Origin of the sequence: Aeromonas sp. QDB68 (genome assembly GCF_027707405.1) — a bacterium.
GTDB classification, from domain to species: Bacteria; Pseudomonadota; Gammaproteobacteria; order Enterobacterales; family Aeromonadaceae; genus Aeromonas; species Aeromonas caviae.
The window spans coordinates 1-23,652 of record NZ_JAPCIQ010000066.1 but is presented as its reverse complement, the minus strand read 5'-3'; the positions used below and the strand labels follow the sequence as shown (position 1 = coordinate 23,652).

19 protein-coding genes and 1 tRNA gene are annotated in these 23,652 nt (G+C 53.3%); 11 read left to right on the top strand and 9 right to left on the bottom strand.

The window, feature by feature from the left end:
* Nucleotides 1-407: 407 nt before the first annotated feature.
* From PG892_RS16320 to PG892_RS16310, 3 genes are read right to left on the bottom strand one after another with little or no spacing between them, the layout of a single operon-like run.
* Entirely contained in the window at nucleotides 408-1,298 is an 891-nt protein-coding gene (locus PG892_RS16320; protein WP_223916935.1) for an HDOD domain-containing protein, read from the bottom strand.
* Nucleotides 1,282-2,526 (bottom strand): tyrosine-type recombinase/integrase, encoded by a 1,245-nt coding sequence (locus PG892_RS16315; protein ID WP_111897002.1) that lies wholly within the window; start codon nucleotides 2,524-2,526, stop codon nucleotides 1,282-1,284. The genes PG892_RS16320 and PG892_RS16315 overlap by 17 nt, the downstream gene beginning before the upstream one ends.
* A 15-nt stretch (nucleotides 2,527-2,541) precedes the next feature.
* A complete protein-coding gene (locus PG892_RS16310; protein ID WP_021140683.1) occupies nucleotides 2,542-2,751 on the bottom strand; it encodes a hypothetical protein in 210 nt (69 codons plus the stop codon).
* A 131-nt stretch (nucleotides 2,752-2,882) separates the two neighbouring features.
* On the opposite strand from PG892_RS16310, the gene PG892_RS16305 reads away from it, so the two are divergent.
* Nucleotides 2,883-3,083 (top strand): helix-turn-helix domain-containing protein, encoded by a 201-nt coding sequence (locus PG892_RS16305; protein WP_010674971.1) that lies wholly within the window; start codon nucleotides 2,883-2,885, stop codon nucleotides 3,081-3,083.
* 490 nt (nucleotides 3,084-3,573) lie between these two features.
* On the opposite strand, the gene PG892_RS16300 is transcribed toward PG892_RS16305, so the two are convergent.
* The 4 genes from PG892_RS16300 to parS all read right to left on the bottom strand — a co-directional run bounded on the left by PG892_RS16300 (nucleotide 3,574) and on the right by parS (nucleotide 10,600).
* Nucleotides 3,574-6,882 carry a tyrosine-type recombinase/integrase gene (locus PG892_RS16300; RefSeq protein ID WP_270825579.1) on the bottom strand — a complete coding sequence of 1,103 codons (3,309 nt, stop codon included), beginning with the start codon at nucleotides 6,880-6,882 and terminating at the stop codon, nucleotides 3,574-3,576.
* Nucleotides 6,867-9,245: a site-specific integrase gene (locus PG892_RS16295; RefSeq protein WP_053288387.1), complete on the bottom strand. Its 2,379-nt coding sequence runs from the start codon at nucleotides 9,243-9,245 to the stop codon at nucleotides 6,867-6,869. The genes PG892_RS16300 and PG892_RS16295 overlap by 16 nt, the downstream gene beginning before the upstream one ends.
* The gene (locus PG892_RS16290) at nucleotides 9,238-9,816 is read right to left on the bottom strand and encodes a hypothetical protein (RefSeq protein ID WP_021140685.1); all 579 of its coding nucleotides are present in this window, start codon (nucleotides 9,814-9,816) and stop codon (nucleotides 9,238-9,240) included. Before PG892_RS16290 ends, PG892_RS16295 begins: the two co-directional genes overlap by 8 nt.
* A 331-nt stretch (nucleotides 9,817-10,147) precedes the next feature.
* Nucleotides 10,148-10,600: a type II RES/Xre toxin-antitoxin system antitoxin gene (gene parS / locus PG892_RS16285; RefSeq protein WP_021140686.1), complete on the bottom strand. Its 453-nt coding sequence runs from the start codon at nucleotides 10,598-10,600 to the stop codon at nucleotides 10,148-10,150.
* 254 nt (nucleotides 10,601-10,854) lie between these two features.
* On the opposite strand from parS, the gene PG892_RS16280 reads away from it, so the two are divergent.
* Both PG892_RS16280 and PG892_RS16275 read left to right on the top strand, forming a co-directional pair.
* Nucleotides 10,855-12,162 carry a Fic family protein gene (locus PG892_RS16280; protein ID WP_270825577.1) on the top strand — a complete coding sequence of 436 codons (1,308 nt, stop codon included), beginning with the start codon at nucleotides 10,855-10,857 and terminating at the stop codon, nucleotides 12,160-12,162.
* 78 nt (nucleotides 12,163-12,240) lie between these two features.
* The gene (locus PG892_RS16275; protein ID WP_010674977.1) at nucleotides 12,241-12,492 is read left to right on the top strand and encodes a type II toxin-antitoxin system Phd/YefM family antitoxin; all 252 of its coding nucleotides are present in this window, start codon (nucleotides 12,241-12,243) and stop codon (nucleotides 12,490-12,492) included.
* A 420-nt stretch (nucleotides 12,493-12,912) separates the two neighbouring features.
* Here the strand turns inward: PG892_RS16275 and PG892_RS16270 are convergent, their stop codons facing one another.
* On the bottom strand, nucleotides 12,913-13,161 hold the full coding sequence (locus PG892_RS16270) for a hypothetical protein (RefSeq protein ID WP_160839436.1): 249 nt from the start codon (nucleotides 13,159-13,161) through the stop codon (nucleotides 12,913-12,915).
* A gap of 501 nt (nucleotides 13,162-13,662) precedes the next feature.
* On the opposite strand from PG892_RS16270, the gene PG892_RS16265 reads away from it, so the two are divergent.
* The 3 genes from PG892_RS16265 to PG892_RS16255 all read left to right on the top strand — a co-directional run bounded on the left by PG892_RS16265 (nucleotide 13,663) and on the right by PG892_RS16255 (nucleotide 15,775).
* Complete coding sequence (locus PG892_RS16265; RefSeq protein WP_005329233.1) at nucleotides 13,663-13,917, top strand: helix-turn-helix domain-containing protein; 255 nt, start codon at nucleotides 13,663-13,665, stop codon at nucleotides 13,915-13,917.
* The gene (locus tag PG892_RS16260) at nucleotides 13,917-15,227 is read left to right on the top strand and encodes a type II toxin-antitoxin system HipA family toxin (protein WP_059169586.1); all 1,311 of its coding nucleotides are present in this window, start codon (nucleotides 13,917-13,919) and stop codon (nucleotides 15,225-15,227) included. Before PG892_RS16265 ends, PG892_RS16260 begins: the two co-directional genes overlap by 1 nt.
* Nucleotides 15,228-15,699: 472 nt before the next feature.
* Nucleotides 15,700-15,775, top strand: a tRNA-His gene (locus tag PG892_RS16255).
* Between the two features lie 312 nt (nucleotides 15,776-16,087).
* Here PG892_RS16255 and PG892_RS16250 read toward each other — a convergent pair.
* Nucleotides 16,088-17,241, bottom strand: a protein-coding gene (locus PG892_RS16250; protein ID WP_216990557.1) for an IS3 family transposase whose coding sequence is annotated in 2 segments (ribosomal slippage) — nucleotides 16,088-17,004 and nucleotides 17,004-17,241 — 1,155 coding nt in all. Because the reading frame shifts where the segments join, the coding sequence is not laid out codon by codon here.
* Between the two features lie 768 nt (nucleotides 17,242-18,009).
* On the opposite strand from PG892_RS16250, the gene PG892_RS16245 reads away from it, so the two are divergent.
* The 5 genes from PG892_RS16245 (at nucleotide 18,010) to PG892_RS16225 (ending at nucleotide 23,605) form a co-directional block, all read left to right on the top strand.
* The gene (locus PG892_RS16245) at nucleotides 18,010-18,600 is read left to right on the top strand and encodes a restriction endonuclease subunit S (protein ID WP_223917505.1); all 591 of its coding nucleotides are present in this window, start codon (nucleotides 18,010-18,012) and stop codon (nucleotides 18,598-18,600) included.
* A gap of 50 nt (nucleotides 18,601-18,650) precedes the next feature.
* Nucleotides 18,651-20,174: a type I restriction-modification system subunit M gene (locus PG892_RS16240; RefSeq protein ID WP_223917503.1), complete on the top strand. Its 1,524-nt coding sequence runs from the start codon at nucleotides 18,651-18,653 to the stop codon at nucleotides 20,172-20,174.
* Nucleotides 20,164-21,384 (top strand): restriction endonuclease subunit S, encoded by a 1,221-nt coding sequence (locus PG892_RS16235; protein ID WP_270825576.1) that lies wholly within the window; start codon nucleotides 20,164-20,166, stop codon nucleotides 21,382-21,384. The genes PG892_RS16240 and PG892_RS16235 overlap by 11 nt, the downstream gene beginning before the upstream one ends.
* 1 nt (nucleotide 21,385) lies before the next feature.
* The gene (locus PG892_RS16230; RefSeq protein WP_103857960.1) at nucleotides 21,386-22,072 is read left to right on the top strand and encodes a UPF0149 family protein; all 687 of its coding nucleotides are present in this window, start codon (nucleotides 21,386-21,388) and stop codon (nucleotides 22,070-22,072) included.
* Between the two features lie 114 nt (nucleotides 22,073-22,186).
* Complete coding sequence (locus PG892_RS16225; RefSeq protein WP_270825575.1) at nucleotides 22,187-23,605, top strand: AAA family ATPase; 1,419 nt, start codon at nucleotides 22,187-22,189, stop codon at nucleotides 23,603-23,605.
* The last annotated feature ends 47 nt before the right edge of the window (nucleotides 23,606-23,652 follow it).

The window sequence follows — 23,652 nt, the reverse complement described above, 5'->3', positions numbered from 1 at the left end:
CAGCGGGGCTGACGCCCCGGCGAAATTCCCCTCCCACCTACGTCGGAGGGAGTCCCCTTTCGCATTTAAGATGGCTTTGACGCAAAGACGCGAGCGTCTCAAAGAAACAATCTTCACAGAGATGCACTTCGTATCTCTCGCCATCGTGCCGTACCGAGCCATACCCCCAGTGGGCTGACAATGTGCCGTATTCCTGTGCCATTGTCTTTGTCGTGCTGTCACCACACACATCACAGATCACATCTACGACCTGCTCCGTCGGAACTATCGCTTTTACCAACATATTGCCTCCCGCATTATCTCAACACGCAACCTGTTTACCCCCGGCAAGAGCCCCATCGGACGTTGTGGGTGATGCCATCTTGCCAGCTCTTCTTTAAAACCGGTTTAAGCCCACGACCACGCCATCAATCCAGCCGCTTGTAAATCCGCGTATCGCTGGTCGATTTCCGAAACCAGTAAAAATCGGGCAATCCTGCAAACACCCTGCGCCAGTTGAATACTTCGGCCGATAATCGATCCGCCATCTTGACGATAGTCTCCGGCATATACTGGATAAGCGGCTTGCCAATCGATGCGGACAAGCAGGCCGACAGGGCTTCAAATGCCCGGGGATCCTGGCTCATCAGACTTTGCAGGTGTGGCTCCAACTTCATGAAGTTCAGGGCTTCATGCTGGGAGCAGATCCCCTCTCCGGCTTCCACGTTGTAGTAGAGGTAGAGTTTGCCCACATCGTGCAGCAATCCCCCTAGGAAGGCGACGTCGGCGGTGCGTCCATCAAGCCGGTATTGACGACACAACATCCTGGCTGTCATCGCCACTTCTACACTGTGCTCCAGCAAGCCACCCACATGGTCATGATGATGGTGATGGCTCGCCCTGCCTCGATAAAACCCGGTGATAAAACGCCGGTCACGTAGGATCCCGAGGGAAAAGCGCCGTAACCCGCCGGGCGGTAACATGGCATAGAAGCGCCACAGTGCCTGGATCATCTGGCCATGCGACTCATTGAGGGCCAAACCAAGGTGAAACTCCCACAGTTGACGCCCCTCGTCCCCTGTGATGCCTTCCAGAGCGCGACAACTGCGCAATGTGACAGACTGCTGCTCCATCCCCAGCATTGCCAGTACCAGCTGCCCCGACGGCGCAATAGTTGCCATGCATTTATCTGAGACCGAGACTCGATGGACGGCCTTTGGCGATAACAATTCCCAACACTCATACTCGCCCTCGCTATCCGCCAGTCTGGTTGCCCACATCAGTTCGCCGCAATCCGCATATTCAGTGACGTGTACCATGACCCGCCTCCCCATCCTGTGAATCCCACCTTTCCGCCAGCGCCTTCGAGGCAAGCCGCTGCTGCTCGAATCCCGCCAACATCTGCTCAAAGGCATGCCCATCCCGACCCGACAGATCAGGCACGTAACGGGAATAGACCCGGAATAACATCTGAGTGCTGTTATGGCCCAGTTGCTTTGCTATCCACTCAGGGCTCTCACCTGCCGCGAGCCAGAGCGTGGCGGCGGTATGCCTTGTCTGATAGGGCTTGCGCTTCTCCAGCTTTAACAACGACAGCAATGGGTACCACACCCGATTGGCCACATTGCGATCCTCGAACGGGCTGCCGTGCTTCGTGCAGAAAACAAACCCATCTGGTGAGACCTTGCCATCGTAGCGGTCGCGTTGAGTGAGAAATGCCTGATAAACCTGCTCACTCATCTGCACCGCGCGATAGGAGCCATCGGTTTTCGTCGGGATCAGTTCATTGCGGACCCATGCCTGATACACCAGGATCTGCCGGCGCTCGAAATCGATGTGGCGCCAGGTTAAACCGTGGATCTCGCTCGAACGTAGCCCGGTAAAAAACCGGATGGTGTAATAAGGGCGAAAGTCAGCCCTCACCACTGCCAGCAGTCGACCAATCTCTTCAAGACTGAAGGGCATGATGTTGCTACGGGGGATCTTGAGTGCTCGGATATTGCGCCAGGGCGAGTCAAAACCGAACCGATCTGCCGCATCTGCCAACATCATGCGAAGCGGCGTCATGATGTGGTTGACCCGTGAGGCTGAGATCGGCTTGCCACCTCTCCCGGGCAAACGAGCGATCATTGTCCTGAATGCCAAGATCGCAGACTTATCGATCACGCTCAGCGGCTGATTGCCAAAGTGCGGCAGCAGATGGCAATCAAGAATGTCGCGGATGGTCTCCTGCTGGGAGGTTCGCCACTCGGCCGATTTTTCCTGGTACCACTGCTCAGCAAAATCAGACAACAGAGGGCACCCAGCCCGCAACACGGCTTCCCGCTCGGCCAGTTTGGTGAAGTAGCCACAACGCGGGCTGTTTGGGAAGGTTTTGCAAAAATCAAACTGCCCGAGGGTGATTTGTGCCTCCAATCGTTCACAATACTGCTTCAGTTTGTGGCGATTTTGGCTTGTATCGGGTAACCCAGTGCGCTCACGACAGCGCTTCCCCTTGAAGCAAAAATCGAGGTAAAGCAATTGGTTAAGGCTATATACTGTTGCCATAAGAATCCACCTCCCCTAGCCCTGAAACGACTCGAACATTGCGCTGTGCTTGAGCATTTCCTCTTCGATAGGCTCCCAGAGAAACAACAACTTACGACCGCCAAACGGGCGAATATAGTGCAGCCCTTCGAGCAGGACAGAGTCTTTCAGCTGATTGCGGATAGTACGTGGATCGAACTTGATGCGAGCAGAGAGCTCTTCTGTTGTCAGGTAGGTGTATGCCATAATCATTCTCCAAACGCTGATTTATCTAACTTGGAGATTAAATTGATCTCCTGCAGAACAATTTAAACACAAGAAAACACAATTGCAAGCCATTTTAATCTTCAGGAGATTATTTTGGTTACGGAGAGAGCATGATTAAGTGTCATTTATCCAAGATCATGGGTGAGAAACGGCTAAAAATTGCCGATGTTGCCAGAGAGACAGGACTCAACAGAGGCACAATTACGCGCATGTACAACGAAACTGCGACTAGAATAGAACTTGATGCTATTGAAACATTATGCCGTTATCTCAATGTAAAGATTGAAGATCTGTATGAGTTCGTTGATTAACGATAGCTATCTTTACCAACTGAGAGCTAGGACGCAGACAAAGCGTCAAGTCCTCAACCCGCTTTCGTCGAACACACTTGGCAGTGCAAAAGTGAAGAGCCACGAGCTACCTCAAACGAAACGCATTATGAGGGCAAGAAATGAGCCGAAGTCGACGAAAGACCCCCATGTTTGGCTACACAACAGCGACGTCTGAAGCTGAAGACAAGCGGATTTGGCACAAACGCTGGCGCGCTCAGTTGCGTGGCCAGCTATCACGCGACGCAACGACGGATGACTTTTTGCCAATACTCCAATGCGCCGTTTCGAGCCCTTGGAACATGGATAAGGATGGGAAAAGCTGGTTCAGCCCTCGACAGCAGCGCCGGCAAGCAGAGCAATTCCTGCCCCTTCAGGGCCTATCCACATCAGATGCGCAGCGCGCAGTGGTCAGGCAGCTGGCAAAATGGCGAAGCAAATAGATTTTATTCTATTTCAGCATGTTGCACGTTCAATCTGTAAGCTCACGCGCGGTTTGACGTGCAAAGTCGGCTTTCTTCTTGTTACCTAGCGATACCAGCTCTTGGATGCTCATTACTTTCAGCGCCACGACATAGGCGACTGTCCGTAGCAACGGAGTGCTGTAGCGCGCCATTGGTTTTACCGTGTCAGCATTTTGCTGCCGCTCAGTAGAACGCTGACAGATACCCGCCTCGTCAGGATGAATTATTCGCAGTAGTGCCCGGTTAGCCCCACTTTTTTCAATGAATTCACTCTTCACGCGATAGCGTGAGATGACCTCCCGCCATGGGGCTTTTTCACTCCGTTTGGCGCCACATCGTACCTCGATCGCAATCCGTGTCGCTGGCAGCAGTAATACCGTCACACTCAGGAAGGCTTGCAACATCTGTGGATCCGTGAAGGGGATCCCAGTGTTGCGAGTATTGCTTCGGACTAGCAGATAGCCAATCCATTCGATGAAAGCCGCTCGTTGCTCGCGATAGACCTGGCGAGCCAGTTTAACCACTTTACGGAGTTCGATTTGCTCCTTATGACTGCGCAAGGCTCCAGGAAGCAAATTCAGATGATGTGACGTTGAGTAGAGCAATCGCTGTGCTCCCCGCTGAGTCTTAAATGCTTTAAGTAAATGAATTTTTTCAACTAACTCATCGACCATAGCGGGTGTGAGTTGATAACGATTGAGTTGATCGGTGATATCTTCATGTCGTGCGAACCGTGCGATCAGCTCCAGAGCGGCATCAAAATCCAGCTTGTGTTTAACCAAGGGAGGGTAAGGTGCACACTCCATCAGGACCCAGGAGACCTGTTGAAGATAAGGCGAAAGCGACTGGAGCAGGGCCTCCCGGCAGCGCTGCCATGTCAAGGGCCCCTCCAACCAGTCGTTCTGTGTGAGCTTTGCACGAGACAGCCCGGTGAAGTGGTGTCGCAGTGACAAAGACCAGTCGTACTTGGCCTGCAACAGACACGCTGCATTGACCCAGTGGGTAAAATGCAAATATGAGTGCAACGTCGTCTCCGGGCTCTGATGGCCAGCAAACTGGGCCAGCGCCCAATAATCCCCCTGAGTGGATGAGTGTGTGATGGTCTGGTAGATAGAGGTACACTGTGCGGCCGACCAAGGCAGGAAATGTGCCCACCCTGGCAAACTGTGCAGTGCCAGAGCTTCGTGATGTAGCAGCAGTTGTAGGCGGCTCAATGCCGTATGCCGCAGATGATGGAATGTATAGTATTTCCCACCAACCTGCCGAAGGATACTGGTTAACGGCCCCCTGATCTCTTCATCCGACATCGGTATCAACCAACCGCTCTGTGAGGGAAACGCCAGCGCGTTCGCGTTTTTCGCCTTTCGCGGCCATAACCCAGACAAGTACGCATCCAATCGAGTACGCTCTTCCGGGGTCAGCAAGACCCCCAGGGGGATCTTGCGGGTGGCACTGTCACTCTTGCCATCATCAAGCCGGGTATCGCGGATATATAGCCAGCACTCTGGACTGCGTTCGATATCTTTTAACCTGAGCTTTTGGATCTCGCTCAAGCGCAGTCCAGCACGATAAGCCACGATGTATAACGCGCTCAGACACTCTCGGTAACTCGATGAGGTGTGCGTCATCCGCTCCATTCCACGCAGTAACTGTCGAAAGAGAGGTTCACTGAGATAGGTGGCACGCACATGGGGCCTCTGGCGCTCGCGCGGGACCAGCTCCTCCGGCAATGGGGCCAAGTGGTAACTCGCCACCGCATAGCTGTGCAGGCTGGTCAAGCGTGCAGCCATGTAGCTGACAGCATTCTTTTGGCTAACGGGCGCCTCGGAAGAGGAACTTTCCGGCTCTGCGGAGGAGGATCTTTCCAGGTCCGTCCGTTCAACCGCACCAGAGAGCGCCGGGTCGACGACCAGATTTGAAGTCCCCCCATACTCTTCCAGCAATGCTCGATAACAGCTCAGAAAACGATAGCCATCCCATAAGCCGAGATCATGATCAAAGCACCGAACAAGCCATTGCTGACCACCGCGACTAAGGTAACTGCGCAGCGTCGAAGGCTTGTTTTTGTTCTTTGCGATGCATTGATGTAGCCACCCAACCAGGATCTGCTCTGACTTGCTGAGGGTCTGCTCATTGCGCAACCGGTTCAGTCCTGCGAGGCAGCTTGCCTTCGTCTGCTTGCGAGTCGCGCTCTCCTTTTCCGCCAACACCGTTCGCAACCGAGCCAGTAAGGATGAATAAGGGTGGTCTTCGCCATGGTAGCGCCAACGCTTGGAACTGCCTGCCGTCAGGTTATCGACTAATCCGGTACACGCCTCCTGCGCCAAACACACCACTTGGTGACCATCCGCAACCGTCGGATGATGCAGTGAAAGCCAGTTTTCATGAGGCAGCGGTACACTGTGTAACGCCCCAGATGCCACATGAGTCAGGATCTGTGGCCAGCGGACCCCGGCTTGCCCACCGGTTACCAGACTCGCCCCTTGGCAAAACTCTTTGATCCCGCGCAGGGGTGCAGTCAGATGTCTCTGGGCCCATAAGCTGAATGTGTCGAGCTCAACGGCAAGCTCAAACGTTTTGCCGCGCCGACGATACCAGCGCTGTACCAACCCCAGAGTCGGCAGGCTTAGGAAAATCTGGAGCTCGGTAACCCCCTTCCCTGCTCTATCGTGCGCATTGGTGGCCAACGCCTTGCTCTCTAACGTCAAAGGCAACCAAACAACTGAGCCATTCGTGCATAATCTTCGCCGCTCAGCGATGGCCAGCATCAGTGCGTGCAAAATCGCCGTCTGGTGTACACCGCAGTAAAACACCGCGCTATGAAGAATGTCGGCCAGTAAATCTTCAGCTTCGATCAGGCTAGTGTCGCGGGCCTCGATCTGTCTATGCCAGTTCAGCAGCGCTTGACTACAGCGCTGCGCTTTGTCAAACCACTTTTCAGTGTAAGGTAGCGGGCGCCGAAGCACCGTCAGGGGGATTGTCGGCAACGGCAACTGCCAATACCCGCTGGTATTGCCCTGCTGCAGGCAAAGCAGGATGGCTCGCAGCCCAGCCTTGAATTCAGACTGTCGCCTATACTTGCCCGTCAACGTGCTCATCGCCAATGGCCACAGATACTCAAACCCTCGGACATCGGCTGGCTCCTTGAATAGGCCGGGCAAATGTTGCAACAGCGCATCCAGTGCTCGACGCTCTATTTGCACCTGAGCACGTTTGAGACGATCCCGACGCATAGCCCGACCAGACCGAAGAACGTTCGCTGCACGCTCATCTTCCTTTCGAAGCTGTTCACGCCAATCGATCAGTGGATTGTCCATTCGCCCATCACCTTCAACCCGAGGGTTTGATGCCATTTGTCCAGCACGTCCGTCAGGGTAAATAGATCGCTCAACGCCGCACTACTGTACTGGTTTGTGAACTCTGTCCCCATCTCCTCATGACCAAGCAGCGCATCGATAAACTCGGTGGCCACGCCTTGCTCCAGCAGGTGGCTGCGCACCGAATGGCGATGCCAGTTTGGCGCCAGGGGCAACAGATTTTCGAACTGCCTCATCATCGAATTTGGGGTGACGATTTCTGTGCCTTCCAGGCTGCCATCTTTGGCCTCGACCGCCCAGAACAGGAGCGCTCCAGCTCCACTCAATGCTTGCTCCGCCGCCGACACTAACGGCGCCAGCAGCGGCTCACGCTGACATGCCAAATATGTCAAATAGCGCTCCCAGGCTTGCAGTTGCTGCACTGCCAACGCTGACAATGGCACCAACCTGGCCGAGCTCACAGATCGTCCCTCTTTGTCTGTCAGCCGGATAAAGCGACTGATGAGGCAGTAATCGCCACGCCTGCCGTACATCTCCGTCACGGGCCTGGCGGCAGTAGAAAGATGGAGGATCAACAAACTGTGGCGCACGAGGAGGTTATGATATTGCGTCAGCGTTGGACGCTGCTGCCGTGACCCACTGAGTCGTGCACAGAGGTACTGCTGATAATTTCCTAGGAGTCGAGCAAGCTCGCCAACGCTAGGATAGAGGCGTGATCCGACAGCTCCTTGTTCTAATTCCGGTGCCAGCACCACCGCGGTCATCCCCATGGAGGCCAAATAACGGCGCCAGATCTGCAACACGTCTTTACGTGGCACATGACTGTAGGCCATAGGGGAACATTGCTGAGCCGCCTTGCCACGCAGGATACCGGCAATGGCGCTATCAATCCCCTCTCTTTGCAACCAAGCACGCTGGTAGTTTTGCAGCTGTCGCATGGTCAAGGCCGTGCCAGCTCGCTCATTTGCTCGCGCTAAACAATCCACCTGCGCGCTACTACTCAATGTCCTCCAACCGTGTCCAACCAATAAATGAGTGGCCCATTTTGGCAAAGGTAGCTGCAAGAATAAGTCGCTCTTTGGCAAAAAAGAGTGCAATTTCCTATGCACTCGGCTGTGGGCAACCTCTACATAGCGTTGTAGATACGCCCCATGAGGAAGCAGCCAAATACCACTGGCATTCTTTGAGGGTCCGTCGTCATCGGCAAATCGAGAGCCAGGAGCAGGCAATTTAATCTCAGTACTCGGCCAGACCGGCAGCTTGTGCAAGTCCTCGCTACTCGTGCCCATCACCAGTTGCAGCAGGATCGACAGCGCCGGCAACGCCGTTTCATCGACCGCCTGAGGCATCAAGGCATCGACGAGGCGTGTGATCTGTGACGCTGTGGCAATCCAAAGGTTGGCCGGCAACTGCAGATGACGCATCGACATGGAGAGCGCTACCGAGGCGCTTTGCAAAACCCTCGCCTGAATATCCATCAACCCCTGTGGCTGAGAGGACACCAGCAGCGTCTGCTGCTCAGGGAGGGTTCCTCGCTCCTCTTCACCCTCCCACTCGGTCAGTTTGACTTTGCCGCGCTGCAGCAGAACCTCCCGTAGCAACAGGATTTGGGTCTGCTCGTCGAGCTGCTCTTGATAACGCGCCTCCAGTTGGAACCGCTGGCGTTCGCCGGTTGACCGGGTACCCGTTTTGATCTCTTTGGCTCGCGCCTTATAGAGTCGGCTCAGTAGGGCCTCCAAGGCCCCTGTATTGACGCTCACCTGCTTGTTATTGGCATATTGCTCTCTCTGGATCTTGATGGCTTGCAATAGCGTCAGTATCGGCTGCGTAAAATCGACCTCAGACAGGGCCTTAATCATCACCTCACGTTGATTGTTCGCCATCAGCCTGACGTTGCGCAGCGCCTCTTCGACCGTTTGGTCCCGCTCGGCAATACCCTGAGAAAAATTGATATGTGATAACGCCAAGACGGCCAGGATCGTCACGGACTTGAGCTGAGCAAATAGCTCACCGTTGAGGCTATGGCCACTACGCAATTCCGCCAAGATGGCGTCAACGAGATAGAATTGGCTGAGTCTCCGATCTTTACTCAACCGCTCACGCATTTGCATGGCCGAGAGTGGCGATGGGGGCAGCATCTCTTTGGATGAGACAGAATCGATCCACTGCAGCTCGGCGGCCAACAACGCGGTCAGTGTTGGATCCAATCCCAGGATCCCCTGACAGCATGCTTGCAACGATTCAAGGATTTGCCGGTGCCACTCGGCCAACGCCTCCGGAAACACCAGCTGTCGGGTAAGGGAACGGGCGGGTTCAGCGTCAAGACCCTCCACTGCCTGCTCCTGCGAAAGGTCATCACTCATCGGCTAACCTCTGCAAGAAGAAGTTAGGTTCGGGCACCGATACCATCCCGTTCTTTTTGTCTTTTTGCCGGGACTTGCTCAGCGCCTCCTGAGCATGCGCCAGCTGTTCCCGGGACAACCCGCACACCTTGGCCCAATAGTCTTGAGACAACCGCTTCTTCTGAAACCAGTTAAGACGCTGCTCGTCTGTCAGAACGCGATTGAAAATTCGTCGGCTGCATTCGATGAGACGGGGCTCCCCTAACAGCGTCATCAACCTCAGCCACTCCCCGGCCAGATGCTGCTCGACCTCACCATCATTCAGCCCGCAGGGGATCAATCGTTGCCCAGGCGGCGGTTTGATTGGCGACGGCCAAGACAATACTGGCAACAATGGCCCTACGATCATAAGCGCACTGCCCACATCATCGCCTGACGACAAGGGACGATAGAGAATAATGGCTGACTCCCAGAGCGTATGGAATTGATCGGCAATCGGCAGCCCAGTCTTGAAGCCCAACTCCAACCACGCCTCGCGAAACGCGACTAACGCCGGATGGATCTGATAGTTCCCTGACTCCTTCGTCCTCATGTAAACCCCGTGTATCACCCGTTACTAACACATTACATAAAAATGTATTTTGTTTTCAAACAGTTCCTTAGCGATAAACCGATTCAGCCACACACCGAACCTCTGAACCTGCGCATGGCAGGCCTACCGCAGGCAGGTACTGTGAATGAAGTCAGGAATGGAGATGCAATTCACCAAGTGGGTAATCGTCGAGGGAGCGGGATCATTTAGCCGATATGCAAGGGGGAATGTGACTAACTCGGGTGACGTCAATTGAACAATACTTGGCTTTCTCCTGCACATGCTGGACACCGCTGTCGAGCGGTAACGCCTTCAGCGAGATAGGTCGCCATCAAACGACGACGCCATGCTCAATCTGACCGATGAGATCGATAACTGCCTGAGCTCCGACAGCGGTCGTCAGGAAAGTAGCAGGAGGGTTTCCTCCCAGCGCCCGGGCAGGTTTGTTCAACCACTCAAGCGCCTTCCCCCTGTCCCCCTCGAACAGCGACTCCGCAGCCTCCATCACACTAACGAATGAATAGATACGGGCACTCTGAGCGCGGGACAGCAGGGCCGCCGCAGTGCGCTTGCGTGTCACCGTCGAGCGGTCAATGCCAACCAGCTGACAGACTATCTTGACGTCGCAGCCCAGCAACGCAGCCAGTTCATTGACGATGGAGGGAGCCATTCCAGCCACAATGAGATGATGCGCCCCCACAAGCTCCTGGGGCAAGGCCAGCGAGGCCATCAGCCCCTTCGGTTGGCGGATCTGGCGAACAGAACGATAAGCAGCGTAGGACATGGCGAGGCGGCTCCCTGTATCATTGCGCCTTTAAACTAGCCCATCTAAACCATACCATCAACGATGCAGGACTCTTTCAAACCCCAAACGTTAACCTATGAAGCCACCGCAAAACTGCGCCAAACTTGCCACTAAAACTGGCGCAGTTTAGTTAACTGCGCCAAAATGGCGCCATATATATGAAAAACGCGCCAACAAACACGATGTCAGCGACCACAGACCTACTAGAGACTATCAGGGGATCCGAAAGCGGATTGACGCTGGCTGAACTGCTGGGCCGCCACCCGAGCATAGCCAGACGCACCGCACAGCGCCTGATAGCCAAGCTGATTGAAAGCGGCCACATCACAGCCCAAGGCGAAGGACGGGCTCGCCGCTATCATGCTGACTCCGAGAGCCATACCGAGCCCCGGATAGCCAAGGTGGACAGTTTCCCCACGTTCATCCCACTCTCTGCCGACAGCCTGGATATCCTTGCCTATATCGACCAGCCCCTCCCAGCCCGCAAGCCCGTGGGCTATCAGCATGATTTCTTGCAGGCATATCATCCCAACGAAACCTGTTACCTGTCCGAATCACTGCGCCGTCAGTTGCACAACATGGGCAAGACCACAGACATCGATGAGCCTGCCGGCACATACAGTCGAGCGATCCTGAACCGTTTGTTGATCGACTTATCATGGGCATCGAGCCACCTGGAAGGTAATACCTATAGCAGGCTAGACACCCGTGAACTTATCGAGCACGGCAAGGCCGCGCGGGGTAAGGGAGCCATCGAAACGCAGATGATCCTGAACCATAAAACCGCGATCGAGTTACTGGTCGAAAACATCGACAGTGCCGAATTTAACCGCTACACCCTGATGAACTTGCACAGCGCCCTGGCGGAAAGCTTGCTACCCAACCCTGCCGATGAGGGGCGCATTCGCCAACATGCTGTCGACATCAGTAAAAGTATCTATCGCCCGTTATCCACGGCACAACAAATCGAAGAGGTGCTGGACGAGGTGCTGAGCAAAGCCAATCAGATCCACGATCCGTTTGAACAATCGTTTTTCATGATGGTGCACTTGCCCTACCTACAACCTTTTGCCGACATCAATAAACGCACTTCCCGCCTGGCCGCGAATCTCCCCCTGTTTCGTGGCAACCTCTGCCCGCTCACCTTCCTCGATGTACCAGAACAGGCCTACAGCCGCGCCACCCTCGGTGTGTACGAAATGGCCCGCATCGAACTGCTACGCGACCTGTACGTGTGGGCTTATGAACGTTCAACCCAAGAATATCTTGCCATCAAGCGGGATCTCGCCGAACCTGACCCACTTCGCCTAGCATGGCGGGATCTTATCAAACAGACTGTCCGTGGGGTCGTCACGTCGATCCAACTTGATCCACTCAGCACCATTGAACAAGCGGTGTCAGAGAACGTCCCGCAGCAAGAGCGATCGGCCGTACAGGCACTGATTGTTGAAGAGTTGCGAAGGCTGCATGAAGGTGTTCTGGCACGCTATGGTTTACGGCCCTCGGAGTTTATCGCGTGGAAAGCGCAACATGGGCGCTGATTGATACTGTGACAATCGTCGAGTTGAGTATCTATTAAGGTATTCCATAGTGCGGTGCTCTATGCCGAGGACATCATCATGAGTTACCAAAGCCTGGCAGCCACCACTGCCAATATCACAGAGCTCAGACGCAATCCAATGGGGACCATCAAAGAGGGAAAAGGCGATGCCGTCGCCATCCTCTATCGTAACGAGCCAGCATTCTATTGTGTGCCGCCTGAGCTCTACGCCTACTATCTGGAACTGGCCGAAGATGCCGAGCTGAACCGTATTGTCGATGAGCGAGTCAAACGGTCGGAGTTCGTCAGCGTCAACCTGGAGGACCTATGATTTAGAATCCCATCCTTGCCATCACTACCCTCAGCTCTTGCAAGTCAACGTTGATCAAGCGCGGGCTGGAGATCAACGCTACGATGCCCCTTATTGTCATCGCAGCATTAGTCGCGTCATGGCCCTCCTCCCCTCATTGTGTGAGCGAACTGGCAGCGCCTGCTGATCTGGGCCCCGGTGTAGTAATAAAGGGGAATTCACTTGGGCGCTTCCGATGGAGACGAACCACTGAAAAGCAAAGGCCGTCAGGCGGCATTCCTGTCTGACTCATCCATCCGGGGTTTTCAGCGTCCAATTTTGACCACCCTGGAGTGTGTGCAACCATCCGATTTTTGGATCGAAGATCCATCAGCAGCTTGTTGTCGTGCTCGGACTTCATGCGGTAGGCTGCGCCCGGCGGCAAGACGTTAGCCTAGTGGTTCATGTCGATGATGACGCAGGGATGGCCGCCACCCGCCGGTTAAACTCGGCAAACTCTTCAGCATTATCTTCCCAACGCTCAATGCTGGCCGCCAGCAGGTCTAACAGCTGGACGTTGTTATCGTAGTCATCCACCAGCTCATCTATCAGTGCCAGCGCACTTTCGTAGTCATGCTGGTTGTTGATATGGGTGAAGTAGGGCAGCTCGGCCAAGGCCTCTCGGAGCTGTACCAGAATGGGTTTCAACATGTCAGAGTTACCTTGTTGGTTGCGCCCCCCCGTTTTCGATAACACTGGGGACCTGTCCAGTTTAGATCTTCAATGGAGGTGGCTGCTTGGTATGACACCATCACTGCATTTGCAAATTTTCCCGAGAAACCTCGGCTAGATTGGCAAAATTTCGTGCTCATCAATTCAAGAAGGTATTTAAAGAAGCGAACGCGGGTGCGAACTTGTGAGCTCCCGTGAAGCGATCGCAACAATCATGGACTCACTGACAGAGACGATCAACCGACGCACCATCGCTGCCTTGGCTTTTGTTGCGCCAACCCCAGTGCACTCCTGCTGAAACTCGTTACACCTTGTTTTAATGGCCCCTTGAATCGAAAGTGCGACACCCATACCTGAGGATCAAGGTTAAATACCGCCTTTAGCGTGTGAAAAACATTTACCGCCTAAAGCAGGTAAATATTGATATACCTGCCACAGCGTGTAAATTAAAAGAAATTACGCTACCAGGTAAGTCAAATCATGAAAGTAACCAGCGCCAAGCAACTTAGTGCCTGTCTCAAGGATGCCAGGCTTTCGCAAAAGCTCTCCCAAGGCAAAGTGGCCGGCAAGGTGGGGATCAGGCAGGACACGGTGTCCAGCTTCGAGCTCAATCCCGAGTCAACCAAGCTGGAGACCTTGTTCAAGATCCTCGCCGCACTGGAACTCTCCCTCGATATCAGGCCCCGCACCGATCCTGCGGAAAACGCCACGCCTGGCTGGAAGGAGGAGTGGTAATGGCCAGCCTGACGGTCTACATGAACGGATACCGGGTAGGTACCTTTACCAAGGCGACCAATGGTGCTCACCAATTTCAGTACGATGAATCGTGGGTGAAGTTGCCAGGCAGCCGCCCCATCTCGCTCTCCATGCCATTACGCCAGCAGCGCTACCAGGGCGATGAGGCCTATAACTTCTTCGATAATCTGCTGCCAGATAACCCGGAAGTAAGAAACCGGGTGGTGGCGCGCTATCAAGCCGATTCCACCCAACCCTTTGATCTGCTCAGTTGCATTGGCCAGGACAGCGTGGGGGCATTGCAACTGGTGGCTCAGGGCAGACCTGTGCCAGACGTTAAGCGCATTGAGTGCAAGCCGCTCTCTGACGCCGAACTGGAGCAGATCCTGACCAGCTACCAGCAAGGGATCCCGCTTGGTATGGTGAGGGAAGAGGACGATTTTCGGATATCCATCGCCGGGGCTCAGGAAAAGACCGCGTTACTCTACCTCGACAACCGTTGGTGCTTACCGCATGCAGCGACCCCAACCACCCACATTATCAAGCTGCCCATTGGCAAGATCGAAAGCCACTCCTACTCGATAGACCTCTCCCAGAGCGTAGAAAACGAATATCTCTGCACCCTGATCGCCAAAGCATTGGGTCTTCCGGTTCCCCATTGCTTCATCATGCAGGTCGGCAAGGTCAAGGCTCTGGCGGTGGAACGCTTCGATCGGCGCTACGCCACGGATCGCAGTTGGATCATGCGCCTGCCCCAAGAGGACTTCTGCCAGGTGTTGAATGTACCGTCAGCACGCAAGTACGAGAGCCATGGTGGACCGGGCATTGCTGACATCATGACGACCCTGCTGGGATCGGCCACGCCGGAGCAGGATCGGTACCTGTTTATGAAGTCTCAGGTGTTGTTCTGGCTGCTGGCTGCCACTGATGGCCATGCCAAGAATTTCTCGGTGTTTATCGAACCTGAAGGGCGTTTCCGGCTTACACCGTTTTACGACATCCTTTCCATGTATCCTGCATTTGGTGGTAAAGGATTACATCCCCGTGATGCCAAGTTGGCCATGGGGCTTACTGCAACCAAGGGCAAAAAATACGCGATAGAGCAGATATTTCCTCGCCATTTTTATCAAACGGCCAAGACGATTGGTTTTGAACAAGTGCAGATGGAAAAAATCATCAGCGAGCTGACGGATAATCTGGATGAGGTAATATCAATCGTTCGTCAGCAATTGCCTGATACATTTCCCACTGAGATTGCAGATTCAATTTTGGGTGGACTCAGTTCGAGAGCTCAACGCTTAAAACGATAATTAACCAATGTGACAAATGCCTCTTGCATCGCCCCAGGTGAGCCTCTATCGAGGCTCATTTTTTTGCGTACGAGCGAGTGAATGATCCATTTTAGATCAAAAAAACAACTAAGGAAAGTGCGAACAAGTATCCCAAGAACAAAAAATGAAAATTTTAGTCATTTAATATCAATGGGTTACCAGTAAATGCTCTCGTGCCATATGACTTATTCGCACCTTCCCTAAAAATGCAGAGACCTGAAGTGCCAATTTTGGCAACATCAAATTTCCTCAGCTAACCTAGAACGACATAATGGCAATAAAGCATTGATTTTAAAGCTCTATATTAATTTGGTGCTTGACGTATCCTGATGACATTTTAACTATATTAACAGGTACGGCCTTCTAAGCCGTGGGTCGCAGGTTCGAATCCTGCAGGGCGCGCCATCGATACACATGAGTTTGATTGCTGTATCGAAGGCAGATTTCAGTGGTGGCTGTAGCTCAGTTGGTAGAGTCCCGGATTGTGATTCCGGTTGTCGTGGGTTCGAGCCCCATCAGCCACCCCATTATTCCCCTCCAGGCTGGGATCAGCCTGATGAGACAGCAGCACGCTGTCTGTTTGGACCGGCCACTGGCCGGTCTTTTTGTTTCTGCGCCGTCCGCTTTTTGGCGCAACGCCCCCACCCCATCCTCTGGCGCTCGGCGCCCTGCTCAGGACGCAATCCAGACCGCCGTCACAAAAATGGGGTTTTCTGCCCCGCTCAAGACAAGCCCTCCTCATGCCATGACCCAGCGCAAGTCCAGGTCTGATCCCTCGTGTTATGGATAAAAAGATTGATAACACGGCTGCCAGGGCGCTCTGAATCGCCCCGGCTTCTCTAGACACTTTCGAGCCGCTCGAAATATTGCTTTTCACACTCTACTGGCGATAGCCCATTGTTGAAACTGTGCCGGCGCTTGGGGTTGTAAAACATTTCAATGTAATCGAACACATCCTGCCGGGCTTCCTCGCGATCCGCATAGGTTTTACGTCGGATCCGCTCGCGTTTTAGGAGCTGGAAGAAACTCTCCGCCACCGCGTTATCATGACAATTGCCACGTCTGCTCATGCTGGCCTTAAGCCGATGATCCCGCAAAAAATCCTGCCAGTCATAGCTGCTAAACTGGCTCCCTTGGTCGGAATGAACCAGCACTTCCTGCTCCGGTCGCCGTCGCCACACCGCCATCAGTAACGCGCTGATAGCCAGCTCTCGGTCGATACGTGGCCCCATTGACCAACCAATGACTTGTCGTGAGAACAAATCCAATACCGCGGCCAGATAGAGCCAACCTTCATGGGTTCGGATATAAGTGATGTCTGTTACCCAGACCTTATTTGGCTCAGTCACATCGAACTGGCGTTCAAGATGGTTCGGTGCAACCACCGTTGGCCGGCCACCATAATGACCGGGACGGCGGCGATAACCGGTTTGTGAACGTAAACCTTCATGACGCATTAATCGCGCCACCCGGTGTTTCCCACAGGTCTCGCCCATTTCTCGCAGGTCATCCCGGATCTTGCGATAACCATAGATGCCCCCGCTTTCTAGCCAACATTGCTTGATCTGGCCAAGAAGGCGTTGGTCTTCCAGGGCTCGGGCAGATAAAGGCTGGTGCTGCCAGGCGTAATAACCGCTCGGGTGGACATTCATCATCCGACACAGTCTGCGGATGGGATGTGCGGACGCGTGCTCCCGGATGAAGGCGTACCTTACCCTGACAGCTTGGCAAAGTACGCGGCGGCCTTTTTTAAGATATCTCGCTCATCGGTGACGCGACGCAGTTCAGCCTTGAGGCGCCGAATTTCGGCTTGCTGGCTGGAGTCATCCTGTTGCTGCGCTTCGGGTTGGCTGTAGCGTTTGATCCAGACATAAAGACTGTGGCTGGAAATACCAAGTCGTTCAGCGACCTCTGCTACTGGGTAATTGCGCTCAGTCACCTGCTTGACGGCTGCCAGTTTGAATTCTTCTGTGTAACGTTGCTGCTTGCTCATAACACCTCCTGATTGACCTCAGTTTGAGGCTCTTGAGGTGTCTAGGAAAGTAGGGGCGATTCAGTGTATGGCTGGCTCAGAAAGCAAAAAACCGACCCTGAGGTCGGTTTTTCTAATTTTGGTGCTGGGTCGGGATTGACTCGCGCCATCCCTGGCGCTCGCCCTGCGGGCAGCCTTCGGCTGTCCAAGCGGGCTAGTCCACCCGCCTGTCGATACCGGGTAGAGACCAGATTGCCGGTTACCGGAAAAACAAAAGGCCCCGTCTTGCGACGGGGCCTTTTGTTTTATTTGGCGGTGAGGGAGGGATTCGAACCCTCGTTCTCGTACATTTCAGCACAAATATAACCTTCAATTTCAATAACTTACGCAATGTTTTATTGCAATAAAAGCTATGTAGTTGTCTCAGGTAATTGTATGAGACTTATTGTACTTTTATATAGAAATTTAATTAAATGTCAACCACATAGGTTGTGGCAATTCACTGCGTTGTTGATCACGGACAATTAAGTTGGAAACCGTGATATTGCAGTTGGAAACTCAACGGCCCTGCAACAGCAGGGCCTTTTTATTTTGTGCGGTGAATATCTGTAATTAAATTACAAAAATGATCTCGGTTGGATCTTTCAAGCAGGTCATGGTCTACCTCTTGTCAATGGTACACATAAAAGCATCATTCACATTGATGCAAAAATAATGGGCGTTGATATTGACTCAGTAGTGTCATATGCGACACACTGCAACTGCATCATTAACGATGAAGAGATTTTTGTGAAGCTGAACCAAATTGCCACCATCAGTGCTGGGCACCCCTATCGCGGCAAGATCCCGGAGATCGATTCCGGCAGCATGGCCGTGGTGCAGATGAGAGATGCCTCGCCAGAAGGGGGGGTTGACTGGTCTGCCTGCCTTCGTTCTGAGCCTACCAGCAAGAAGGAGCCTGATTGGCTGCAAACCGGCGATATCCTGGTGGCGGCCCGTGGCAGCACTAACTATGCCGTGCTGGTCGATACCGGGCTTGCATCATTGCCCGCCGTAGCCGCCCCTCACTTCTATGTGGTGCGGTTGCATAGCGAGGCGCTCAGTCCCGAATTTCTGGCCTGGCAGCTCAATCAGTCCCCTTGCCAGCGCTACTTCGAGCTTCACTCCGAAGGCAGCGCGGCAAAAAGTATTCGCCGTCAGGTGTTGGAGGAGGCCCCTATCGGTATCCCATCTCTTGCGAGACAGGCTGCCATCATGAAGCTGGCCCACAGCATGCGTGAAGAACGGAGCCTGATGCAACAACTGCAACGTAACGGCGAGCAGATGATGCAGGCCATCGCTGCCAGCCTGCTCGAACAATCCGATCAGCCAGCGAAATAGTTTCGCTGAGCAGCCCATTTTTCCAAGAAATACCCAAGGAATTGTGACTTATGACTACCTCGATAAACCAGGACGATATCAACAAGGCCCTCTGGTCTGCCTGTGATACCTTTCGCGGCACTGTCAGCCCTGATACCTATAAAGATTTCGTGCTCACCATGCTGTTCCTGAAATACATCTCCGATGTCTGGCAGGATCACTACGATGGCTACAGGGCCGAATATGGTGATGAGCCGGAGCTCATTGAAGAGATGCTCAAAAACGAGCGCTTCGTGCTGCCCAAACAGGCCAGTTTCTACAGCCTGTTCGAGCGTCGCTTTGAACCGGGCAACGGCGAGCGGATCGATCAGGCGTTGCACGCCATCGAAGAGGCCAACGGCACCAAGCTCAAAGACGCGGGCAAGAGCGTGTTTCAGGACATCAGCTTCAACACCGACCGACTCGGCGAAGAGAAGCAGAAGAACACCATACTGCGCCACCTGATGGAAGATTTTGCCAAGGATGAGCTCAACCTCAAACCGAGTCGGGTCGGCACTCTGGATGTGATCGGCAACGCCTACGAGTATCTCATCAAAAACTTCGCTGCCAGCGGCGGCCAGAAGGCGGGGGAGTTCTATACCCCACCCGAAGTCTCCGATCTTATCGCCGAGCTGCTGGAGCCGATGCCGGGCGACACCATCTGCGATCCGGCCTGTGGCTCGGGGTCACTCTTGATGAAGTGCGGCCGCAAGGTGGTGGCAAACCATGGCGAGAAGCACTACGCCCTCTATGGGCAGGAGGCCATCGGCTCTACCTGGTCGCTGGCCAAGATGAACATGTTCCTGCACGGGGAAGACAACCACAAGATCGAGTGGGGCGACACCATCCGCAACCCCAAGCTGCTGGATAAAAACGGCGATCTGATGCGCTTTGATATCGTGACCGCCAACCCGCCCTTTTCGCTGGATAAATGGGGTTATGAGGAAGCGGGGAACGATAAGTTCGGTCGCTTCAAGCGCGGACTGCCGCCCAAGACCAAGGGGGATTACGCCTTTATCCTCCATATGATTGAGACCCTTAAGCCTAAGAGCGGCCGCATGGGGGTCGTGGTGCCTCACGGCGTGCTGTTCCGGGGTTCCAGCGAGGGCAAGATCCGTCAGCAGCTGATCGACGAGAACCTGCTCGATGCGGTGATCGGCCTGCCAGAGAAGCTCTTCTATGGCACCGGCATCCCGGCCGCGATCCTCATCTTTAAAAAGCAGAAGGTGGACGACAATGTGCTGTTTATCGACGCCAGCCGCGAATTCAAGGCGGGTAAAAACCAGAACCTGTTAAGCGCGGACAATATCGCCAAGATCGTTGCCACCTATCGCAACGGCGGCAATGTCGATAAATACGCCTATCTTGCCTCGCTCAAAGAAATTAAAGAGAACGACTACAACCTCAATATCCCCCGTTATGTGGATACCTTCGAGGAGGAAGCCGAGATCGATCTGCTGGCGGTGCGGGCCGAGCGGGAGCAGCTAAAAACCCAACTGGCCGCGCTGGAAATCGAGATGGCTAACTATCTGGAGGAGTTGGGTTATGGTGCCTAATGGATGGAGTGCAAAGCCGTTAGCGGATATTGTAAAAGAAAAAATCTCATACGGGATTGTCCAAGCTGGCCCCCACGTTCCAGATGGCATACCTTACATTAAAAGTTCAGACGTCAGAGGAACTATTAATCCTTACTCGCTACAAAGAACTAGCCAGGAAATACACTTCAAATACAGACGCTCATCTGTTCACCCCGGTGATATTGTATTTTCTCTACGCGGAAATATCGGTGAATCGGCGATTGTTCCAGCCAGTTTGCCTGAAGCTAACTTAACTCAGGGTACAGCACGAATTTCCGTTTCAGCCGAACACTCTAACCAGTTTCACTATTATCAGCTGGCCTCTGAGAAGATTTTGAATCGTATCAATGCCTTGAGCAAAGGAAGTACATTCAAGGAGATCTCATTAGAAGAACTTAGAAAGGTAAAAGTTCTTTGTGCCCCACTCCCTGAACAAAAGAAAATCGCCAAAATCCTTTCTACTTGGGATAGGGCAATCAGCAATACCGAGCAACTGCTGGCCAATAGCCAGCAGCAGAAAAAGGCGCTGATGCAGCAACTGCTCACCGGCAAAAAACGCCTGCTGGATAAGAATGGGGTGAGGTTTAGTGGGGAGTGGAAAAAGGTCACCCTCGACTCTGTCGCAGATATGAATAGCGGTGGCACTCCAAAATCTAGCATTGAAGAATACTACGGAGGAGATATCCCGTGGGTTTCCATAGCTGATATGACAAAGCATGGTAAATGGATATCCTCAACTGAGAGAAATATTTCAGAACTTGGCTTAGCAAACTCATCTGCCCGTCTTTATCCTGAAAATACTATTCTCTATGCAATGTATGCATCAATTGGTGAGTGCAGTATAGCGAAGGTGCCATTATGTTCTTCTCAAGCAATTCTTGGGATAAGACCAAAAAAATCTCTATATTTTGAATTCTTATACTTTTTTTTAGTGTCTTTAAAGGATGAAATAAAGCTTCAAGGGCAACAAGGAACACAAGCAAATCTTAATGCAGGGATGGTTAAGGGTTTTTCACTGAGACTTCCTTGTATTGAAGAACAACAAAAAATAGCCGACGTGCTCTCCACTACCGATCAAGAAATTGCAGCCCTGCAACAAAAGCTCGATGCCTTAAAGCAAGAGAAAAAAGCGCTGATGCAACAACTGCTGACCGGCAAACGGCGGGTCAAGGTCGAGGAGGCCGCTTAAGATGAATCCACTCACGATAGATGCCGCCGATGAGGCGGAGAACCTCTGGCTGGAAGCGCGCTTGCGCGAATATGGCAACCCCAATGCCGTTCGCAACCTCTCCGAGCTGGATGGCTTTCTGACTGCCGTTATCTCCAGCCCACAGCAGCCGCCCATTGACCGCTGGTGGCCCGCCATCTGGGGCGGGGTCGAGCCCGCATGGCGTGATCGGGCCGAGCGAGATCGCGTGATGCAACAGGTGATGATCCAGTTGGCGTTCCTCTCCTATGCCCTGACCGAGCAGCACGACGAGTTCGAGCCCATTTTTACCCTTGCCCCCAATATGGAGCCCCCCGTCGAGATCGCCAAATGGTGGTGTGCGGGTTATCTGCGCGGCGTGGCATTGGGCAACTGGCACGCGCTCCCCCATCCACAGCAAGAGGCGCTGGCGCTTATTCGCCTGCATGGCAGCGATGAGCAACTGGCGCAGTTGACCCGTCTCTCGCTGACGCAATACCAACAGAGCGTGGCCGAAGTGGGCCCTGCCGCGTTGAAATTGCACGCCTATTTTCTCGCCCAACGGGGGCCAAACAGGGGGCCTGTCGCGGTGCCATCGGTGAAACCGGCCAAGGCCCCTGCCAAGGTCGGGCGCAATGAGCCCTGCCCCTGTGGTAGCGGCAAGAAGTACAAGCAGTGCTGTTTGCACTGATCAGGCGCTCGGCCCGTACCCTCAGTGAGGGTGACGGCCAGGCGAATGGCGAGCCTTGGTTGCATCGCATCACCATAAAAATTAAATAAGATAAACAGTCAGTTAGGGATAAACATGAAATTACAACAACGGATGGAACGGCTGGTCAACGCGGTATGTGAAGGGATGTTTGAGCGGGAGGAGGTGATCTCGGTGGCACTGCTGGGTGCCTTGTGTGGTCAGAATACCTTTCTTTACGGCCCACCCGGCACGGCCAAAAGCCTGATCTCCCGTCGCATCGCCTGTGCCTTTGCCAATCCGGCCTACTTCGAGTATCTGATGAACCGGTTCAGTACCCCCGAGGAGGTCTTTGGCCCCATCTCGATCAAGGCACTCAAAGAAGATCGGTATGTTCGTAAAACCGAGCATTATCTGCCCCAGGCCGATTTCGCATTTCTGGACGAGATATGGAAATCGAGCCCGGCGATCCTCAATACCCTGCTGACACTTATCAATGAGCACACCTTTCGCAATGGCGAACAGATCGAGCAGGCCCCACTGAAAGCCTTGGTGGCTGCGTCGAATGAAACACCCGATGCCAATCAGGGGCTGGATGCGCTGTATGATCGCTTTATCATCCGCCTGATGGTCGGGCCCATTGAGCAGTCTGATAATTTTGAACGATTGCTGGCGTGTAAACCGACCGAGGCGGCTATCAGGATTGATGACTCGCTTGTTGTGAAGGCCGATGAGTGGGCTAAATGGCGAGAGCAACTGCATGAGGTGAGTTTGTCACCGGAAACCCTGACCATTATTCGCCTGATCCGCAGTGAACTCGCCACCAAATATGACAAACTGAAGGTCTATGTTTCCGACCGCCGCTGGCAGCGGGCGACCCAACTGCTCAAGGCCGCAGCCCTCTTTAATGGCCGCAGCGAAACCAATCACAGTGATGCCTTGCTATTGCGGCACTGCTTGTGGACCCATGAAGATAATCGTGTTGCCGTTAACGATATCGTTGAGCAAGCCGTCAAGGATAGCGGTTTTGACAGTGGTATTAATCTGGCAGAGATCGATCTCAAAAAAACGTTGCTGGATAAAGAGATTCACATTGAGCTTTTTTGTACGGAAGATATTTACAAGGTTGAATCACTTAGTCGTTTCATTAAAGAGAAAACTTTTTTTAAAGTTAGCAATAAATTTAATGGTCATGGCAGCAGTCAAGAGCATATATATATTCCAACAGAGCGAATGAGCAAGGCAGGTAAATTTCATCCAGTGGACAAGTCTGGCAACGAAATTGATTACTTGGTTTTCGAGTTTGATAAGCAGGGAACATGTAAAATATCAAATCCAAGAAGTTTTCACAGCAACTCTTCGTTTGATTTCAAACCAGAAATACTTTTCCATAAAGGTGATAAAAAAACGGATATCAACCAACGTCTGATTGACTCACTCTCATCTTCAGTGACAGATGTCAGATCGCAGCTGAGTGCCATTTTGGACAAGGTGGAGACCTTGCAGCCTGACTCTTATACACAAATAGCGGTCTGAACGGAACTTTTCCCGTTTTCCAGGATCTGATCTTCCATGTGACTCCC

What these genes read in the sequence shown, in the direction of transcription:
- PG892_RS16320 (WP_223916935.1), bottom strand. Translation starts at nt 1,298, where the DNA reads ATGGTACACGTCACTGAATATGCGGATTGCGGCGAACTGATGTGGGCA.
- PG892_RS16315 (WP_111897002.1), bottom strand. Translation starts at nt 2,526, where the DNA reads ATGGCAACAGTATATAGCCTTAACCAATTGCTTTACCTCGATTTTTGC.
- PG892_RS16310 (WP_021140683.1), bottom strand. Translation starts at nt 2,751, where the DNA reads ATGGCATACACCTACCTGACAACAGAAGAGCTCTCTGCTCGCATCAAG.
- PG892_RS16305 (WP_010674971.1), top strand. Translation starts at nt 2,883, where the DNA reads ATGATTAAGTGTCATTTATCCAAGATCATGGGTGAGAAACGGCTAAAA.
- PG892_RS16300 (WP_270825579.1), bottom strand. Translation starts at nt 6,882, where the DNA reads ATGGACAATCCACTGATCGATTGGCGTGAACAGCTTCGAAAGGAAGAT.
- PG892_RS16295 (WP_053288387.1), bottom strand. Translation starts at nt 9,245, where the DNA reads ATGAGTGATGACCTTTCGCAGGAGCAGGCAGTGGAGGGTCTTGACGCT.
- PG892_RS16290 (WP_021140685.1), bottom strand. Translation starts at nt 9,816, where the DNA reads ATGAGGACGAAGGAGTCAGGGAACTATCAGATCCATCCGGCGTTAGTC.
- parS (WP_021140686.1), bottom strand. Translation starts at nt 10,600, where the DNA reads ATGTCCTACGCTGCTTATCGTTCTGTTCGCCAGATCCGCCAACCGAAG.
- PG892_RS16275 (WP_010674977.1), top strand. Translation starts at nt 12,241, where the DNA reads ATGAGTTACCAAAGCCTGGCAGCCACCACTGCCAATATCACAGAGCTC.
- PG892_RS16270 (WP_160839436.1), bottom strand. Translation starts at nt 13,161, where the DNA reads ATGTTGAAACCCATTCTGGTACAGCTCCGAGAGGCCTTGGCCGAGCTG.
- PG892_RS16265 (WP_005329233.1), top strand. Translation starts at nt 13,663, where the DNA reads ATGAAAGTAACCAGCGCCAAGCAACTTAGTGCCTGTCTCAAGGATGCC.
- PG892_RS16260 (WP_059169586.1), top strand. Translation starts at nt 13,917, where the DNA reads ATGGCCAGCCTGACGGTCTACATGAACGGATACCGGGTAGGTACCTTT.
- PG892_RS16240 (WP_223917503.1), top strand. Translation starts at nt 18,651, where the DNA reads ATGACTACCTCGATAAACCAGGACGATATCAACAAGGCCCTCTGGTCT.
- PG892_RS16235 (WP_270825576.1), top strand. Translation starts at nt 20,164, where the DNA reads ATGGTGCCTAATGGATGGAGTGCAAAGCCGTTAGCGGATATTGTAAAA.
- PG892_RS16230 (WP_103857960.1), top strand. Translation starts at nt 21,386, where the DNA reads ATGAATCCACTCACGATAGATGCCGCCGATGAGGCGGAGAACCTCTGG.
- PG892_RS16225 (WP_270825575.1), top strand. Translation starts at nt 22,187, where the DNA reads ATGAAATTACAACAACGGATGGAACGGCTGGTCAACGCGGTATGTGAA.